Below are 16,827 nucleotides of genomic sequence, written 5' to 3' on the forward strand. Positions count from 1 at the left end.
TACGGTGACGATGAAGTTTAATTTATATGACTCACGACAACTCGGTAGAGCCCGCCGGGCTCACTCTGCGCCGCCTTTTCACTGATGTCACTCAGCTCGCCGCCTCGCTGATCAAGGGCTGGGCTGACCAAATAGGCCTTGAAGACGTTATTCGCTCGTTCGACGGCCTTCGTGAAACCCCCCGGCATCGCGTCTACGTCATCCGATCTACAGATGGCAAACCCACCGCTGAGCCAGTGAATGCCCATCTTTCGGCATTCGTCCTCGAAGAAGTAGACCCAACTCTCGGGTGGCCTACGGTCGATCCATGGCGTTACCTGGATCTCCGCGCTGAATCGAGCTGACTTTTGGTGGTCAGCCTCCACAAACGTTAACGGCACGAACTCGGGCTCGGTAGTCATGTAGCCATGATATTCCTGCACTCTGGCCAGCGCGCAGCGTCGGGACGCCCTTAGAAGTGGTTTTTCACCATCCGAACACTCCTACTTTCCAGCTGCCCTCTCGGCGACGCTGCCGTGTACAATCGCAATCGCTTGCAAACTCTGCGCAAAATGTCACCACGAGGTGCAGTCATGGGAGATGTGTCAGAACAAACCGCTCAGCGTCTTGTCGCTGCGCTCGGAGAGCCATTTCTCAAGTACGTCTTGGCCCTACCGGAAGACAAGCCGGCTCTAGAATCCATCCCGAAAATGACCAATCCCGAGCCCGCAATTTTTCTGCTAACGGCAATAAACCAAGCGCCTTCAAGCGGGGACAGTGAACTCGATGTCACCCTGTTCGCATCAGGCAGCTTTGCTCGTTATCAGCCAGAACTTGGCGGGTCGCTCGCGCACCACATTCGACGTCTTTGTGGCGGCGAGATAGGAGACATTCCGGCGGGAAAGGACCCGGTCGTCCAGGCTCTGCGCACAGTCACTCAAGACGTTTGGCCCATCCTGTTGCTGCGGCCACCTGCCAAGGGGCCCCGTGCTTTCTGGATGAGCGCCATTTCGGGCATAATTTCACATCCTGGAGCGCTCGACGCTGCTAAGACTTTCATGGCAGATGCAAAGCTGAGCCTCCTCTTTCCTGAAGCTGAGTCGATTGAAGACGTGACGACGATGGGGAAGGAAGTGCTCGGCATTCAAGGTGAGTGGATTATGAGTAGCGGACAGGGCGGGACTCGTCAGCTCATTTCCGTTCTGGACGCCATCATCTTCAATGCCGCTGTGGTTGCCCAACTGGATGGTTCACCCCTTACACACGCCAGCATCATGGCTAGCCTGGAGAAGTCGGTCGCAACTTTTCGCACGCTTGCGTCTAAACGCGCTGTCGAGGTTTCCGCGATTATTGGGTTTGGCGGTGTGCGGGTGGACGGCGAGAGAAAATTCTCTTTTGGTGATGGTGAGCTCCGCGCGATGCTTCCCATCGAACATAACCTCATTCTTAGCGAGTCTGACCGGGTTACGAGCGTGTACGCGACGCGATTTTCTGTACAGATTCTGAATATCTCCAAGCATGACCCAAGTGACCCTGACCGCTTTTTTAGGGAATTGCAGAAATATGCTCCGCGTATCCAGGAGGCGCATCGCACGCTTCAGCGCCGAGTTGACCGGGTGCGCCTTGCCTTGCTCCTGGCTTCGCCCACGAAAGACCGGCTTCTTGCAACAAGCCAGGTATCGCGCTTTATCGGTGACCCAACGCAGTCCGGCGGGTTCTCATCTTGGGAGATGGACCCGCGCGGCCCTGCTAGCTACGAAGTAGTTGAAGAGGTTGGCAAAGAAGCGGTGCGCTGGCACGGCCTCATTCAGGCAAAGCATCCGGAGTCTCTGAATATCGCCATGAAGCGCTTACTAAGCTCGGTGTCTCAGCGGTGGGACGCAATTGACGCCTTCATCGACGCCGTTGTCGTCTGGGAGAACGCGTTTGGTACGCAGCAGGAGACGACCTTTCGTGTCACCGCATCCATAGCAAAATTGCTTGAACCCGGGAGCGCCAATGACCGAGCCAAACTGCAGACGGAACTGAAAAAGCTCTACTCTGCTCGGAGCCTCCTTGTGCATGGAGCGAAGGAGCCTAAGCCTGAGGATGCGTGGGCGCAGCGTGAACGGGCAATCGAGATTGCTGTTGAGCTCCTCCGCAAGCTCTACGACGAACGACCCGATTTGCTTGAACTTCCCTCGGACGCACGTGGGGCTCAGTTGCTTTTGGAGGGATGAGTAGACGTGAGCTCAGGCCACCGTGCAGGCTGGCTTGAGCCATGCCGTTCCTTGGCGGGAGTGGATCAGCCCTTGGTCAAGCGGAAGGCCACCGAACCGTGACGACCACCGAGTCGGCTTCCGCCTGCCATGAGTGGTCGATGCCCGGACCCCAGACGACATAGTCGCCCTGCCGCTCAAGTACGGTGCTGCCGACGGTCAGGTCGAGCCGGAAGCGGCCGCTCACGAGCAGAAGCATCGTGGTGCGCCGATCGTCAGTGGTCCACTCGGGTCGTTGCTGACCCTCAGGGTGGACGCCCCACTTCACCTCGAGTGCGTCGGAGTTCCGTACCGCCACCCCGGGAGTCTCGGGAGCGATGAAGTTGCCCAGGAGCCAGCCGCGGTGCTGGTCCGCGTCGTCAGTGGCGTTGCCGCTGTACCAGGTGTCTGACATCACGTTCCCCATTCAACGCGCGGCAGATCGACGCGCTCAGGTCCGATCTCGGTGAGGCGGCGGAAGCCTTGGAGTAGAGCAAACAGGCCCTCGGTGCTCCAGGCCGGTTCGTGCGCGAGTGTATCCAGCAGGAAGCGGTCTCGGCTGGAGTAGCGGCGCAGGTTGTTGGACTCCCAGTTGGCTTCGATCTGGCCTCCGAAACGGGCCCACCACTCCTCGTCGTCGATGACGACGAGGCTTGCGAACTCATAGTTACCGGTCAAGAGGTTGTACCCGAATCCGGTGCACTCCATGCGCCAGGTCCGCTCATCGGCACGCTCCATCAGCCATGCCATCGGTTCAGAAAGGCGGCTGAAGTGCATCGGGTCGGCCTGCCGGGACTCGGAGACCGTGGAGTCGACGTCAGCCCGCCCGAAGAGCTCTTCTTCCATCTCTCGCGCAAGCGTTGCCCCGATCGGCGCATCATCGGCGACGTCGACCAGTGGGCCGTGGAATCCCTTGGGTATCACGGAGAGCCGTCGGCTGCCGTTGAGTACCTGGTTGGAACGTTCTTGGATCAGCAGCAGGTAGTCGCCATCGTGGCGCCAGGTCTTCGGTCGAGCGATCGCAGTTAGCGCGAGAGCACCGCCGGCGCATAGCCGCGTGCCGACGTCGAGGACGGCTGACAGGTCGGGTAGGTAGCGGTCACGCAACGGAAGGTCGCCTGGCCGCGGCCGCGGGTTGGTGGCGATGGCATCCACCAGTTCGTTCTCAAGCAGGTCCAGCGTGAGGGCGTAATGGATGAAGTCCGCCTGGGCGAGACGGCCTTTCATCCCTGCTCGGCTGATCGTGAGGTCGATGAGACGGTACAGATCCCGGTTCACCATCGTTGTTCCGAAACGCTCGACCTCCGCGGCTCGTTGCAGCGCCGCGTCACGGCCGACGTCGTCAAGTGTCGGTCGGGCAACCGGTGCAGCGTCGAGGCGGAGGCCGTCTACCTCCTCGCCGATCGGTAGAGCCAGGTCGAGCCAGTCTGGTCGGGTCAGGATGCTCGTGGACAGTGTGCCGAGCTCTGTGCGCGCCGTGTATGGCTGCCAGCCGTCACGAAACTCGTAGTAGCTCGCCAGAGCAGCGACGATCTCCCGCCGACCGACATCGGCACGAACGACTTGCGGCAGGACCTGCGGCCTGGGGTCTCCACCTTGCGACAGCGCCTCGACTCTTTGCTTCGCCTCCCCTGGAGCGAGTCCGGCAGCGTCGTCGATCCATCTGAGGGCTGCATGCATCCCGGGCGAGATCGGGCGATGTTCCACTGTGCTCGGCTGGTGCGGGCCTGACTCGACGCCCCGTGCGGTGTGCTCCAGACTCCCGCTGGGCGCCGGCTCGACGGCTAGGAGGTCAGCCAAATCGGCCAGAGTGACCTGGAGTGCCTCGGCCAGCATCGGGCGGACCCACAGGGCCGGTGCGACCTCGCCCCGCTCCCAGCGTGCGACGGTCGTCCGATCGATCTGGAGCTGTGCTGCCAAGGCTTCCTGGGACAGCCCGACCAGATTCCGGCGCGCGACGAGCAGGTCGCGCCGTCCCCGCGCTGATGTTCGCCTGGTTCCCAATGCTCCCCCTGAGCCGCCCCGCGTTTGCCCAGGTCAGCGTCCTGGTGCCACAACCTTGCTACAACCCTGCACCAAACGAGCCCTGTTCGCGACGAAGTAGGCCGGATTCGATGGTCCCGGAGCACCGCGGATCAGTTGGCCGCGTGCTCTGGGTGTCGGCATCCGGCGGCACTCTGCCATCCCTTCCGCAGGTACCTGCGGAGGCAGACCAGGAGGACGCAGATGCAGGAGACGGAAACCTACAGCACCCCCGTGGTGGCCGACCTCGGTTCGGTCGCTGAGGTCACGCTCGGCAAGTACGCCGAGGACTCGCAGGACGAGGGCCGCTACTTCGAGTGATCCACCCGAGCGGGGGCGGTCCCAACATGCCGCCCCCGCTCCTGCACAGATGAGAGGGGCACCGTCATGGTCTGGCTCGCTGGAGCATCGGCCGCGATTCCCGGGCCAGGACAAGCACGACAGCTGTGGGGCGGAGAGCGGCCCGTCTGGGTCGTCGACGAGCCGGACCGGCCCGAGACGGTCGTGCGCATGGTGGAGGACGGGACACAGCGCCTCGCCGTCGTCGGTGACGTCTGGCTGTCGGGCGGTGAGCTGGCACGCGGTCTGGCGCACGTCCGGCGAAGCGACTGGCACGAGCTGACGCGCTGGCCAGGCTCGTACTGGGTGGTCGCCGATACGGGTAGGAGCACAGTCGTTCTGACCGACCTGTGCGGGCAGCGCCCGGTCTACCACGCACGCTCGGATGACGTCGCCCTCTGGGCCACACAGGCCAAGCCGCTTGCGCACGCCACCAAGGCCGCCATCGACCAGGCCGGGATGGTGCATCGGCTGGTGGTCCCCACGCTCGGTGATCTGGTCGGTGCGCACACCACGTTCGCCGGCGTCCACCGCGTACCCGGTGGCCACGCCCTGACGCTGACCGCACGATCGCGCCACGTCGATCCCTACGAGCCGGACCAACAGCCGACGACGTTCGCGGAGTCCGCCGTGCGGCTGCGGGATGCCCTAACCACCGCTATCGAGGCGCGCACCACTAGCCCCGCCGAGACCATCACCGCCGATTTCTCGGGCGGGCTGGATTCGACCACGCTCGCGCTTCTCACGGCTCGGGCTGGGCGGGATGTGCTGGGCGTGACGCTCGCTGACCGGCTCAACCCCAACGACGATGTTTCCTACGCCGTCCTCGCCGCGACCGCTGAGCCCCGCCTACGGCACGAGCTGGTAGCCCCTGAACCGCCGCCAACATTCTTCAACGATCTGCTCGAGGCCCCAATCACCGATCAGCCGCACTCGGATGCCGGGCGGTGGGCTCGCAAATGGTCCTACCAGCGCCACGCCGTAGCGGCTGGCAGCACGCTCCACCTGACCGGGTCGGGCGGGGATCTGCTGCTTGCTGCACCCGCGACCTGCCTGGCAGACCTTGCAGCAAGCGGCCACCACCTCACGCTGTGGCGCGCTGCCAGGGCGCGCGCCCGGCTCAGGCACCGACCCGTCTACGACGTCGCCCAGAATGCCTACCAGTTGGCAGACACCTCCTATCCTGATGCGCTCCGCCAACTAGCAGCGGCCATCCGGCTGGGTGGTCAGCGTGCACACGGGCGTCGGCCACTGCGCTGGTTGGTTCCAAGTGGCGTTGCCGCTTGGCTGACCCCCAATGCTCGGATTGGCCTGCTGACCAGCATCTCGGATCTGGCAACTGTCGCTCCGCGCGGCTACGGCTCGATGAGCAGGCGTCGTGCGCGGGACGAGGTGCGCGAGTTCGGCACCTACCAGGCCGAGCTCAACGCGCAGGCAGCCTCGCTCGGCCTGCGGCTGCACACCCCCTTCCTGGACAACGAAGTCGTCCGGGCATGCGTGGCGCTGCCGCCCTACCTCCATAACCATCCGCACCGCCAGAAGCCGCTCATGGCCGAAGCCCTGCGCGGTCTGGTGCCGAGCAGCCTGCTCGACCGCCGCACCAAGGGCGTCTACGGCGCGGCTGGCTATGTCGGTGTCGCCCGGAACATCGAGGTCATTCGGTGCTTGCTCGATTCGTCCGAGCTGGTTGCTACCGGCCTCCTCGACGCCGATGCGGTCGCGCACGACCTCGCGCTCGCCGCCGCTGGCATCCCGACCCGCTTCGCGGCCCTGGAGTCGGTCATCACGGCCGAACTGTGGCTCAGCCAGTACCGCGCCGAGACCAGCGTCCCGCAGTGGGAGGTGACCGCACATGCGCACTGAGCCGTTGACGTTCCTCAAGCCGCCGCGCTACGTGCGCGCCACGATCACCCGACAGGGCGGCATGGTCCTCGACCTACGCGGCCGAGGACGCTGGCGCGCCCTGAGCCCGGTAGCCGCAGCGTGGTGGCAGTGCTTAGCCACGGGCATGAGCGTCACCGCAACCGCCGACCACATCGCCGCCCGCTACGGGATCTCTCAGGAGCGAGCACGGCGTGACGGCGATGCACTCGTCCGAGACCTGCACGGGCGCGGCCTGCTGCGGCCGCCCTATCGCTCACGAAAGGACCGTGCGATATGAGCATCGCCATGGCGACCCAGATCGCACCGACCCGCCCAGCACCCGGCCATGCGGTGATAGCCATCACCAGCCTGCTTATCGCCGTGGGCATGCTCCGACTGCTACCACTGCGCGCCGTCCTCGCACTGGCTGGAAGCGTCCAGCAAGTCGCGCCGCGGCATGCTTCGCTGGATGTCGCCCGCGAGGTCATCCGCGCTAGGGACTGGGCAGCCGCGCACTACCCAGGCCGGGCCACCTGCCTCGACCTCTCGCTCACTGCTTTCCTGATCGCCGCCTGGCGAGGGCGTCACGTCAGCTGGTGCATCGGCTGCCGCTTCAACCCGAGCGAGTCACACGCCTGGATCGAAGTCGACGGCGAGCCAGTGGCTGAGCCCGGCATGTTCGATGACCCCTTCCACGTGACCATCCGCCTGTGATCCATCGGCTCCACGAAAGGAACCAACCCGCATGAGTCCCAGCACGACCGACAGCGTGGACGCGGCCGCCCGCGCCATCCCCGCAGAGCTCTACCACGGGGCGGACGGCAAAGCGGTGCGCCCGTGCACCCCGGCGCCCGTCACGCTGCGCCACCTGCGGATGCTCGACGTACGACCAGAGATGCGCGTCCTGGAAATCGGCACCGGCTCGGGCTACTCGGCCGCACTCCTGTCCCACCTCGTCGGCCCCACCGGCGTCGTGGTTACGGTCGACATCTCTGCCGACCTCTCCGAGCGAGCGCGGGGCCTCTTCGCCGAGCACAGGCACCAGGTGCAAGCCATCCACGGTGACGGCATGTACGGCTGGCCTGAGGGCGCACCCTACGACCGCATTTTCGTCGGTACCACGCCACCCCAGATCCCTGCCGCGTGGCTCGACCAGCTCGCCCCCGGCGGTGAGCTCATCGCCGGCTGCCTGCTGTCGTCGCTACCCGGTGCCTATGCGGTCGCCCAGATCCGCAACACACCCGACGGCGAGCCGGACGTCTTCGTCCTCGCCGGTGGCTACACGCCCACCATCGGGGACGAGAAGCCGCAGGCAGCCACCTACGTGACCGCGGACGACGACGACAGGTTCGACCTCGCGACCAACGCCACGATCACCGAGGACGCCGCCCGCGAGCTCCTGGCCGCCCTGCGCGTCGGCCGAGCCACCACGTGGACTACCGAGCCGGACGACTACCTGCACCTCAAGAACTGGCTCATCGCTCGCGACCCCGAAGGGCTTCTGGTCACCACCACCGAACTCGGAACGGGCATCGGGCTCGGGTCTCTTGGCGGCGAACCGGACGCTGCCTTCGTCACAGGCACACACCTGGTGACCCGTCCGGCCAACTCGGCCGTGGGTACCAGGCTGCACGACCTCATCACCAACTGGCGGCTGGTCGGTTCGCCCACCACCCATGAGCTCCCGGCGCGACTTGTCCGCTCGGAGAACGGCTACACCGTCACCGTCCAGCCACTTACCTAGGGAGTTGCCATGACACTCGTCAACGTGCTCACCAGACTCGGCACCATCCGGACCCGTATGACGCGCTTCCGCTGTTACTGCAACTGCGACACGTGCAAGGTCGGTCGCCACTGCCACAACCCCGAGAACAACTGCGACTTCTGAGCCAGAGCTACGGCCCCTTTCAAGACAGCGGCACCCACGCTTCGGTGGGTGCCGCTGATGCTCCAGGGGGCCGCCTCTGTTCGGCGAGTCACAGAGGCGCACCTACTGCTCGACGAGGTGCCCGGCGGGTACCGCCGGGCGCACTTCGTCGGCCAGCTGCTCTGGGTCCAGACGCCCGGCCCGGGCCTCGGCCCGCTCCCCGCCTCGGGCCAGCGTCGCCACCACCATGACGACCAGTCCGGCCAGGGTCACGACGGCGCCCGCCCACAGCGGGGACGTGTACCCGAGCCCGGCGGCGAGCGTCAGCCCGCCCAGCCACGCGCCGAACGCGTTGCCCAGGTTGAAGGCCGCGATGTTCGCGCCGGAGGCGAGCGTGGGCGCGGCCGACGCGTGCCGCATGACCCGCATCTGCAGCCCCGGCACGGTCGCGAAGCCGACGGCGCCCATCAGCACCAGGCTGATCATGGTCGCGACCTGGCTGGTCGCGGTGAGCGCGAAGACCGCCAGGACCACGGTGAGCAGCACCAGCAGTGTCAGCAGGGTGGCCCCGAGGTTCTTGTCCGCGGCCTTGCCGCCCACCAGGTTGCCCGCGAACAGGCCCGCCCCGAACAGGATCAGCAGCCACGGCACCGTCGAGCTCGCGAACCCGCTGACCTCGGTGAGCGTGAACGCCATGTAGGTGAACGCGCCGAACATGCCGCCGAAGCCCAGCACCGTCACGACGATGGACAGCCACACCTGCGGTGCGCGAAACGCCGCGAGCTCGCCGCGCAGGCCCGGACCGGCCTGCCCGCTCGGCCCCGCGTCGTCGGGCACCCCTACCCGGGCCGGGACCAGCAGCGTGATGCCGATGAACGCGAGCACGCCGATGCCGGTGATGGCCCAGAAGGTGGAGCGCCAGCCCGCCGCCTGGCCGAGCAGGGTGCCGAACGGCACGCCCAGCACGTTGGCGACGGTCAGCCCGGCGAACATGATCGAGATGGCGGCGGCGCGCCGGTCGCGGGCGACCAGGTCGGCCGCCACGACCGCGCCGATGCCGAAGAACGCGCCGTGGCACAGCGCCGCGACGACCCGGCCGAGCATCATCAGCTCGTAGGTGGGCGCGACGGCGGACACCAGGTTGCCCGCGATGAACAGGATCATCAGGCCGAGCAGGGCCTTCTTGCGGTCCACCCGGGTCAGCGCGGCGGTGAGGCCGACGGCGCCGACCGCGACGGACAGCGCGTAGCCGGAGATGAGGTATCCGGCGACGGTCTCGGTGACGCCGAAGTCCGCGGACACCTCGGGCAGCAGGCCCATGATGACGAACTCGGTGAGGCCGATCCCGAAGCCCCCGATGGCGAGGGCCCACAGGGCGACAGGCATGACGGTGCTCCTTGAGGTGGTGGTGCGGTGGTTTCTGTCAGCCGTCGAAGCGGTCCGGGTGCGGGCCGGTGCGGCCGTCCCGGTCCAGGGCGTCGATCGCGGCGACCTGCTGCGCGGTGAGCTCGAACCCGAGCACGTCGAGGTTCGACGCGATGCGCGCGGGCGTGACCGACTTGGGGATCACGACGTTCCCGTGCTGCAGGTGCCAGCGCAGCACCACCTGGGCGGCGGAGACGCCGTGCGCGCCGGCGGCGTCGGTCACGGGGGCGGCGTCGAGCACGGCGCCCTGCGCGAGCGGGCTCCACGCCTCGGTGACGATGCCCAGGCCCGCGTGGTGGGCGCCCAGCTCGCGCTGCTGCAGGGCGGGGTGCAGCTCCACCTGGTTGACGACGGGGCGCACCCCGGTCGCCGCGATGATCGCGTCGAGGTGCGCGGGCTGGAAGTTCGAGACGCCGATCTCGCGGACCAGGCCGGCCTCGCGGGCCTCGATCAGGCCCTCCCAGGCGGCGACGTGCTGCCCGCGGCCGGGTGCGGGCCAGTGGATCAGGTACAGGTCGAGGGCGTCGAGGCCGAGCAGCTCCAGGCTGCGCTCCAGCGCGGGCCGGACGGCGCCGCGCGCCATCGAGTCGGTCCACAGCTTGCTCGTGACGAACAGGTCCTCGCGGGCCAGACCGGACTCCGCGAGGGCGCGGCCCACGCCGGCCTCGTTGCCGTAGACGGCCGCGGTGTCGACGCTGCGGTACCCGGCCTCCAGCGCGTGGCCGACGGCGCGGGTGGTCTCGGCGTCGGGCACCTGGAAGACGCCGAACCCGACCTGCGGCATGGTCGCGCCCGGGCGGGCGGCGTTCGGGAGCGCGACGGCGGGGATCGCCGTGGCTGCCGTGCCGGTGCCTGCGGTGGTGGGGGTCTCGACGGGGGATGACATGGGGGCTCCTTGCTGTTCTCCGAGCGGTGCCGCTGTGCGTACGCGGACACCTGGCGGACGCGTTTAGTTGCATACGCCTCCTAGATAGTTGCACGCGCGCACTAGTTGCACAAGCGCTATAGTTGGAGACCGGAATCACGCCCGACGAGGAGGCGCCCATGGGAATCGCCGACGACGCCGTCGAGATCCGTGCCCAGGGCTGGCGAACGCTCGCCGCGCTGCACGGCTTGATCGACACCGCGCTGGAGCGCGCGCTGCAGGCCGAGCACGGCCTGTCCGTCGTGGAGTACACGGTGCTGGACGCGCTGTCCCGGCAGGACGGCTGGCACATGCGCATGCAGCAGCTCGGCCGCGCCACGGCGCTGTCGCCGAGCGCGACGACGCGGCTGGTCAACCGCCTGGAGGACCGCGCCCTGCTCACGCGGGTGCTGTGCCAGGACGACCGGCGCGGCATCTACACCGAGCTCACGCAGGCCGGCGAGAAGCTGCTGCTCGCGGCGCGCCCCACGCACGACCGCGCGCTGCACGAGGCGCTGCAGGAGGCGGAGCAGGTGCCGGAGCTGGCCGTGCTCGTGGGCACGCTCGGCGGGGTGTCCGCTGGGGTCTGACCGGGTAGGAAAACGACCGAACGACTGACTCGCGGCGCGCGATGCGCCGAGTCAGTCGCCCGGTCGAACCACTCCCCTGACTCGGCTCACCGGCGGCGGCGAGTCAGGTGGTCGGTGAGATCAGAGGACCGCGCGGAGGAACTCCTGGGTCCGCTCGTTCTCCGGCGACGTGAAGATCGTCTCCGGGTCGGCCTCCTCGATGATCTTGCCGCCGTCGAACATCAGCACCCGGTTGGAGACCTCCCGGGCGAACTGCATCTCGTGCGTGACGATCAGCATGGTGATGTCCGTGGTCTCGGCGATGTTGCGGAGCACACCGAGCACGTCGGCCACGAGCTCGGGGTCGAGCGCGGAGGTCACCTCGTCGAGCAGCATGATGTCGGGCTCCATGGCGCAGGCCCGCGCGATGGCAACGCGCTGCTGCTGCCCGCCGGAGAGCTGGGTCGGGCGCGCGTCCCGCTTGTCGGAGAGGCCGACGAGCTCCAGCAGGTGCTCGGCCTTGTCGACCGCCTTCGCCTTGGGCCAGCCGAGCACGTGGATCGGGGCCTCGATGATGTTCTCCAGCACCGTCATGTTGGGGAACAGGTTGAACTGCTGGAACACCATCCCCACCCGGCGACGGACGAGCCCACGCTGCTTCTCGCTGCGCGCGACCCGCTTGTCGCCACGCATCTCGTGCGTGTACGGCTCACCGTCGACGAAGATCAGGCCGCCGTCCGACTCCTCCAGCGTCATCAGCAGACGCAGGATGGTGGTCTTTCCGGAGCCCGAGGGCCCGATCAGCGTGACGCGGTCGCCCTTGGCGACCGTGAAGTCGAGGCCGTCCAGCACGGTGTTGTCCCCGAACTGCTTGACGACCCCACGGAACTCGATCGCCGGGGTGTCCACGGCGTCCTGGGTAGCGGGACTAGGCAAGGCGGTTCTCCAATCGGCGCACGAGCATCGACGTCGGGTAGCTCACGATGAGGAAGAGCAGGCCGACCATCGTCAGCGCCTCGATGTATACGAAGTTCGCTGCGCCGTACTTCTGCGCGGCATTGAACATCTCGACGACCGTGATGGCGAAGAGGAAGGGCGTCTCCTTGAACATGGAGATCGCGTAGTTGCCGAGGCCCGGCAGCGTGTTGCGGATGGCCTGCGGCAGCACGACCGCGCCCCAGGTGCGCGAACGCGGCAGGTCGAGGGCGACGGCGGCTTCCCACTGTCCCTTCGGCACCGCGTCGATACCGGCCCGGTACACCTCGGACAGGTACGTCGCGTAGTGGATCCCGAGCACGATGCAGCCGATCACCAGGGGTGGCGTGCTGCTGAACACGAGGTAGGCGAAGACCAGCTGCACGAGCAGCGGGGTCGAGCGGATGAACTCGGTCAGCAGGCCGACGGGCATCGTCACGATGCGCAGCTTCGAGCGGCGCAAAAGGGCGACGAGAAGGCCCAGCACCGACGCGATGGCCATGCCGACCACGGTCGCGAGCAGCGTGATCCAGAGGCCGTCGATCAGCAGCGGAAGCACTTCCCCGACGCGGTCCCAGCTCCAGGTGAAGCTCATGCGGTGACACCTCCGCCCGTGGTGGTGGGTACGGGCGCGACCTGGAGCACCTCACGCGGCGACGGGCCGATGCCGACACGACTCTTGGCCCGCGCCTCGATGGCGTTCATCAGCAGCGTGAGCAGGTACGCGATGGCGAAGTAAAGCAGGAGGCCGACGACGTACGAGAACACCGTGTCCTGCGTCCCGCGGCGCATCTGCTCGATGAAGTAGTTGAGGTCGTGCAGCAGGATGTAGGTGGCGAGGGCCGAGCCCTTCACGAGCTGGATGAGCAGGTTCGTGAACATGGGGATCATCAGCGGCCAGGCCTGGGGCAGGATCACGCGTCGCAGCCGGTGCCCAGGGCTCATGTCGAGCGCCGTCGTGGCCTCCCACTGCCCCTGCGGCACCGCGTTGATGGAGCCACGCACGACCTCGGCGCCGTACGCACCGTAGTTCAGGCCGAGCGCGAGGATGCCGCAGGCCAGCGACTCGAGCTGGAACCCGAAGACGGGCAGCACGTAGAACAGCCAGAACAGCTGCACGACCAGCGACGTCCCGCGGAAGAACTCCACGACGACGCGTGAGGGCACCCGGACCCACCACCGGCCGCGCGACCCGAGTCCGAGCAGCATGGCTACCAGGAAGGCGAGGGCCGCGCCGCCGACGGTGAGCTCCAGCGTGACGAGGACGCCCTCACCGAGCCGGGGCAGCCCGTTGACGAGATATTCGAGATTCTCGGACACGGGCTCGGTCAGCCGTCCAGGCCGAGCTCCGGGGCGAGCTCGGTTGCCAGCGTCTCGAGGTCACCCTCGCAGAGCTTCTCGGTCGTCATCCCCTCGACGGGACGCTCGGCGGCGGTGAAGCCATACTCACCGACGATGTCGAGGTAGCGGTCCTCGTCCGCGACGATCTCGGCGAGCTTCTCGTTGTACGCGTCGCGGAGCTCGGTGTCGTTGGTGCGGAAGACCGTGCCGCCGGCACCGATCTGCGGTACGCCGTCGATCTCGGCCACGAAGGATTCCGTGACCTCGATGTCGGCGTCCGACTTCGCGGCCAGCGCGTTGAGCGAGATGGCCGTCAGTGCGAACGCATCGACCCGACCTGCCGTCAGCGCGTCCAGGCCGTCCTGGGGCGTCCCGACCTCGGTGTTGTCGATCTCGAGCGAGGAGGCGTAGTCGCCCTCGATCGCACCGCTCATCGTGGCGAGCTTGACCCCCGCGTCCTTGGCGGACTGCATGTCCGTCAGGTTGTCCGGGTTGCCCGCAGGAACCATGAACGCCGTGGTGTACATGAACTCGGGCTCGCTGAACGAGGCTTCCTCACAGCGCTCCGGGAGGATGGACATACCGGCGCTCACGGCATCGAAGCGGTTGGCGTTGAGGCCGGGGATCAGCGAGCCGAACTCGGTGTTCACACCCTCGACGGTCTCGATGCCCAGCTCGGAGAAGACCTCCCGGTGCAGCGCGACGGTCGCGCCGGTGAGCTCGCCGTTCGCGTCCTCGTAGCTGTAGGGCTCCTCGCCGGCGAAGCCGACGGTGACGGTGCCCTTGCTCTGGAGGTTCTCCAGGGCACTGCCGCCGCCCTCTGCTCCGCTCGTGTCGACGCGGGAGCACGCGGCCAGCGCCACCAGGGTGAGTACGGACCCTGTGGCGAGGACGGCTCGGCGGAGCGGGCGGACGCTTGATCTAGACATGGTTCCCTTCACGCCATCCGGGCAGGTCTCGTAAAGCCCGGATGGGCTGGAGTTCACGGACGACTCGCCACCGTAGCGAATTGGCGACGTTCAGACAATCTAGCGTTCGACATTAGGATTGTCTACAATCTGCAAGTTCACCCGGCCGGCGCCACCCCTGCTACCGCCGTGGCCACACTGATGTCCGCGCACCGGCGATGATGGTCGTCATCGACGTTGCGCTCACGGAAGGAGCACCGATGTCCCACCCGCCACGGGCCACCCTGGCGACTGCGCCGTCCTTCTCGCGCGTGACGCGTCCCTCGACCGTCGACCTGATCCAGACCGAGCTGCGCAACGCCGTGTACGCCGGTGTGCTCGCCGTCGGCTCGCCGATCCGGGAGGTCGAGGTCGCGACCCAGCTCGGCGTGAGCCGCGGCCCCCTGCGGGAGGCCGCCCAGCGCCTGGTCCAGGAGGGTCTGCTGGTCGCGACCCCCGGTCGCGGCATGCGCGTGGCGACCATCTCCAAGGAGCGGCTTCCGGCGCTCTACGAGGCGCGCAAGTCCGTGGAGATCACCGCCGCCCGCCTGCTCGTCCGCTCCGGGGACGACGCCGCTCTGGCGAGCGTGCGCCGGGCGCACGACGAGCTCGTCGAGGCGAACCGCACGGGCGACGCACGGCGCCTCGGTGGCGCCGACCTCAACCTGCACTGGGCGCTCGTCGCGGCCACCGGCAACCCCTGGCTCACGCGCTGGATGACCACGCTCATCGTCGAGGTGCGGATGGCCACGTTCTCCGTGAGCGACGAGTACGTGGTGCGCAAGGACACAGCCGACGCGCACGCGGTGATCGTCGAACGACTGGAGGCCCGGGACGAGGAAGGCCTGGTCACGGTCATCACCGAGATGCTCGACGGTGCCGTCGCCCGCCTGCTCGGCAAGGAGGACGAGCCCGTCGAGACGCTGGAGGAGCCCGCCGACGCGCCGGCGATCACGCTCGGCCCGATCGACGCCCCCGACGAGATGTAAGGGTCGAGCCGCGCCGCTGGTCGAGCCTGTCGAGACCCGGCTCCCCGAACGGCCGCCGTCAGACCCAGGCCGCCGGGTCCGCGAGGACCGCCCGCAGCACCTCGCGCGCCCCGCCCGTGAGCGCCGCCTGCGGGCCGGCCTGGGCGGCCCGCACCTCCAGGTCGACGAACGGCGCCGCGAGGACGCGGTCGGCGAGCACTGCCTCGACGTCGGCCCGGAGCCACGGCAGCAGCTCGGTGTAGGCGCCACCGAGCACGATGGTGGACACGTCGAGCAGGTTCACGAAGTCCGCGAGCGCCGAGCCCAGGGCGCGGCCGGCGGGCAGGGCCGCGCCGTCGGCGCCCGGAGCGGTGTCCCGCTCGGTGAGCAGGCCGACGAGCGCGGCGAGCGGCGCGTCGGGCGGCAGGCCGGCGGCGCGCATCATCGCCTCCTTGCCCGCGTACTGCTCCAGGCATCCGAACGCGCCGCACGAGCACCGCGGCCCGGCAGGGTCGACGACGACGTGCCCGATCTCGCCGTTCCAGCCCCGCTCCCCCAGGAAGAGCGCGCGGTCGACGACGATGGCGGCGCCGATGCCGACGTCGCCCGAGACGAAGACGAACGAGTCCGGGGCAGCGACGTCGGACCCGCCGGCGAGCTCGGCGAGCGCGGCGAGCTTGGCCTCGTTGGCGATGCGGACGGGCAGGTCGCCGAGGCCGAGCAGCGGCACGGGGTCGAGCGTGGACCAGCCCAGGTTGGGGGCCACCTCCAGCAGGCCGGTGCGCGGGTCGACCAGGCCGGGCAGGGCGAGCCGCGCGCCGGCGACGGTCATGCCCGCGGCCGCGACGTCGTCGCACACCTCCCGGGCGAGGTCGCCGAGCCGGTGCAGCACCAAGGCGGGGTCGCTGTCGTGCAGCGCGCCGGGGACCACGCGGTCGACCACGACGTCGCCGGTGAGGTCGAGCACGCGCACGCCGAGGTAGTCGACGTTCACCTCCAGCCCGAGGCCGACGACGGACCGCGGCGCGGGGACCAGGGGCACGGCGGGCCGGCCGGCGCGTCCACCGGTCACGGCGGGCAGCTCGCGGACCAGCCGGGCGGCGACGAGCTGGTCCACCAGCGTGGACACCGTGGCGCGGGCCAGACCGGTCGCGGCGGCCACGCCGGCGCGTGACAGTGGTTCCGGGACCTCGAACACGGCACGGGCCACGAGCTCCAGGTTGTGCTCGCGCAGGGAGTGCTGGCGGGCCGCGGCGGGGCCCGTCCGCGTGGTGGTCTCGTGGGCGGTCCCGGCGGTGGTCACGCCTTGACTGTAGCCGAGGCCCGGGTAATAGTTCAGTCGTACAACTAATGCGGCGCCGCATGCCGGGGCCGCCCTCGACGAGGAGACC

Annotated in this window: 18 protein-coding genes; 8 read left to right on the plus strand and 10 right to left on the minus strand. The window is 68.0% G+C overall.

Going from position 1 to position 16,827, the window contains the following annotated elements; all coding sequences use genetic code 11:
* Positions 1–17: 17 nt before the first annotated feature.
* Complete coding sequence (locus tag FHX71_RS21335; RefSeq protein ID WP_182619441.1) at positions 18–401, minus strand: hypothetical protein; 384 nt, start codon at positions 399–401, stop codon at positions 18–20.
* Positions 402–572: 171 nt separating this feature from the next.
* Here FHX71_RS21335 and FHX71_RS21340 point away from each other — a divergent pair, with 171 nt between their 5' ends.
* Positions 573–2,198, plus strand: a complete 1,626-nt coding sequence (locus FHX71_RS21340) for a HEPN domain-containing protein (protein ID WP_182619442.1) — start codon at positions 573–575, stop codon at positions 2,196–2,198.
* A 76-nt stretch (positions 2,199–2,274) separates the two neighbouring features.
* On the opposite strand, the gene FHX71_RS21345 is transcribed toward FHX71_RS21340, so the two are convergent.
* Positions 2,275–2,631, minus strand: coding sequence for a signal peptidase I (locus tag FHX71_RS21345; RefSeq protein ID WP_182619443.1), 357 nt, complete (start codon positions 2,629–2,631; stop codon positions 2,275–2,277).
* Positions 2,631–4,220, minus strand: a complete 1,590-nt coding sequence (locus FHX71_RS21350; protein WP_281383865.1) for a helix-turn-helix domain-containing protein — start codon at positions 4,218–4,220, stop codon at positions 2,631–2,633. Before FHX71_RS21350 ends, FHX71_RS21345 begins: the two co-directional genes overlap by 1 nt.
* Before the next feature lie 222 nt (positions 4,221–4,442).
* On the opposite strand from FHX71_RS21350, the gene FHX71_RS21355 reads away from it, so the two are divergent.
* From FHX71_RS21355 to FHX71_RS21375, 5 genes are all read left to right on the plus strand, one after another.
* Positions 4,443–4,559: a lasso RiPP family leader peptide-containing protein gene (locus FHX71_RS21355; RefSeq protein WP_182619444.1), complete on the plus strand. Its 117-nt coding sequence runs from the start codon at positions 4,443–4,445 to the stop codon at positions 4,557–4,559.
* Between the two features lie 66 nt (positions 4,560–4,625).
* Positions 4,626–6,440, plus strand: a complete 1,815-nt coding sequence (locus FHX71_RS21360) for an albusnodin/ikarugamycin family macrolactam cyclase (RefSeq protein WP_182619445.1) — start codon at positions 4,626–4,628, stop codon at positions 6,438–6,440.
* The gene (locus FHX71_RS21365) at positions 6,430–6,738 is read left to right on the plus strand and encodes a PqqD family protein (protein WP_182619446.1); all 309 of its coding nucleotides are present in this window, start codon (positions 6,430–6,432) and stop codon (positions 6,736–6,738) included. The genes FHX71_RS21360 and FHX71_RS21365 overlap by 11 nt, the downstream gene beginning before the upstream one ends.
* Complete coding sequence (locus FHX71_RS21370; RefSeq protein ID WP_182619447.1) at positions 6,735–7,154, plus strand: lasso peptide biosynthesis B2 protein; 420 nt, start codon at positions 6,735–6,737, stop codon at positions 7,152–7,154. Before FHX71_RS21365 ends, FHX71_RS21370 begins: the two co-directional genes overlap by 4 nt.
* 55 nt (positions 7,155–7,209) lie before the next feature.
* Positions 7,210–8,184 carry a protein-L-isoaspartate O-methyltransferase family protein gene (locus FHX71_RS21375; protein ID WP_182619448.1) on the plus strand — a complete coding sequence of 325 codons (975 nt, stop codon included), beginning with the start codon at positions 7,210–7,212 and terminating at the stop codon, positions 8,182–8,184.
* Between the two features lie 246 nt (positions 8,185–8,430).
* On the opposite strand, the gene FHX71_RS21380 is transcribed toward FHX71_RS21375, so the two are convergent.
* Positions 8,431–9,693: an MFS transporter gene (locus tag FHX71_RS21380; RefSeq protein WP_182619449.1), complete on the minus strand. Its 1,263-nt coding sequence runs from the start codon at positions 9,691–9,693 to the stop codon at positions 8,431–8,433.
* Between the two features lie 37 nt (positions 9,694–9,730).
* Positions 9,731–10,618, minus strand: a complete 888-nt coding sequence (locus FHX71_RS21385; protein WP_376770153.1) for an aldo/keto reductase — start codon at positions 10,616–10,618, stop codon at positions 9,731–9,733.
* A gap of 158 nt (positions 10,619–10,776) precedes the next feature.
* Here FHX71_RS21385 and FHX71_RS21390 point away from each other — a divergent pair, with 158 nt between their 5' ends.
* Entirely contained in the window at positions 10,777–11,226 is a 450-nt protein-coding gene (locus tag FHX71_RS21390; RefSeq protein WP_182619450.1) for a MarR family winged helix-turn-helix transcriptional regulator, read from the plus strand.
* Between the two features lie 120 nt (positions 11,227–11,346).
* On the opposite strand, the gene ehuA is transcribed toward FHX71_RS21390, so the two are convergent.
* The 4 genes from ehuA to ehuB are packed head-to-tail and all read right to left on the minus strand — an operon-like array spanning position 11,347 to position 14,450.
* Entirely contained in the window at positions 11,347–12,141 is a 795-nt protein-coding gene (ehuA, locus tag FHX71_RS21395; protein WP_220490230.1) for an ectoine/hydroxyectoine ABC transporter ATP-binding protein EhuA, read from the minus strand.
* Entirely contained in the window at positions 12,134–12,775 is a 642-nt protein-coding gene (ehuD, locus tag FHX71_RS21400; protein ID WP_182619451.1) for an ectoine/hydroxyectoine ABC transporter permease subunit EhuD, read from the minus strand. The genes ehuA and ehuD overlap by 8 nt, the downstream gene beginning before the upstream one ends.
* The gene (gene ehuC, locus FHX71_RS21405) at positions 12,772–13,500 is read right to left on the minus strand and encodes an ectoine/hydroxyectoine ABC transporter permease subunit EhuC (protein WP_182619452.1); all 729 of its coding nucleotides are present in this window, start codon (positions 13,498–13,500) and stop codon (positions 12,772–12,774) included. Before ehuC ends, ehuD begins: the two co-directional genes overlap by 4 nt.
* A gap of 8 nt (positions 13,501–13,508) precedes the next feature.
* On the minus strand, positions 13,509–14,450 hold the full coding sequence (ehuB, locus tag FHX71_RS21410; protein ID WP_182619453.1) for an ectoine/hydroxyectoine ABC transporter substrate-binding protein EhuB: 942 nt from the start codon (positions 14,448–14,450) through the stop codon (positions 13,509–13,511).
* Positions 14,451–14,689: 239 nt separating this feature from the next.
* Here ehuB and FHX71_RS21415 point away from each other — a divergent pair, with 239 nt between their 5' ends.
* The gene (locus FHX71_RS21415) at positions 14,690–15,457 is read left to right on the plus strand and encodes a GntR family transcriptional regulator (RefSeq protein WP_182619454.1); all 768 of its coding nucleotides are present in this window, start codon (positions 14,690–14,692) and stop codon (positions 15,455–15,457) included.
* A gap of 58 nt (positions 15,458–15,515) precedes the next feature.
* Here FHX71_RS21415 and FHX71_RS21420 read toward each other — a convergent pair whose 3' ends face one another.
* A complete protein-coding gene (locus FHX71_RS21420; RefSeq protein ID WP_182619455.1) occupies positions 15,516–16,739 on the minus strand; it encodes an ROK family transcriptional regulator in 1,224 nt (407 codons plus the stop codon).
* Between the last annotated feature and the right edge of the window lie 88 nt (positions 16,740–16,827).

This window comes from Promicromonospora sukumoe (assembly GCF_014137995.1).
Classification (GTDB): Bacteria; Actinomycetota; Actinomycetes; order Actinomycetales; family Cellulomonadaceae; genus Promicromonospora; species Promicromonospora sukumoe.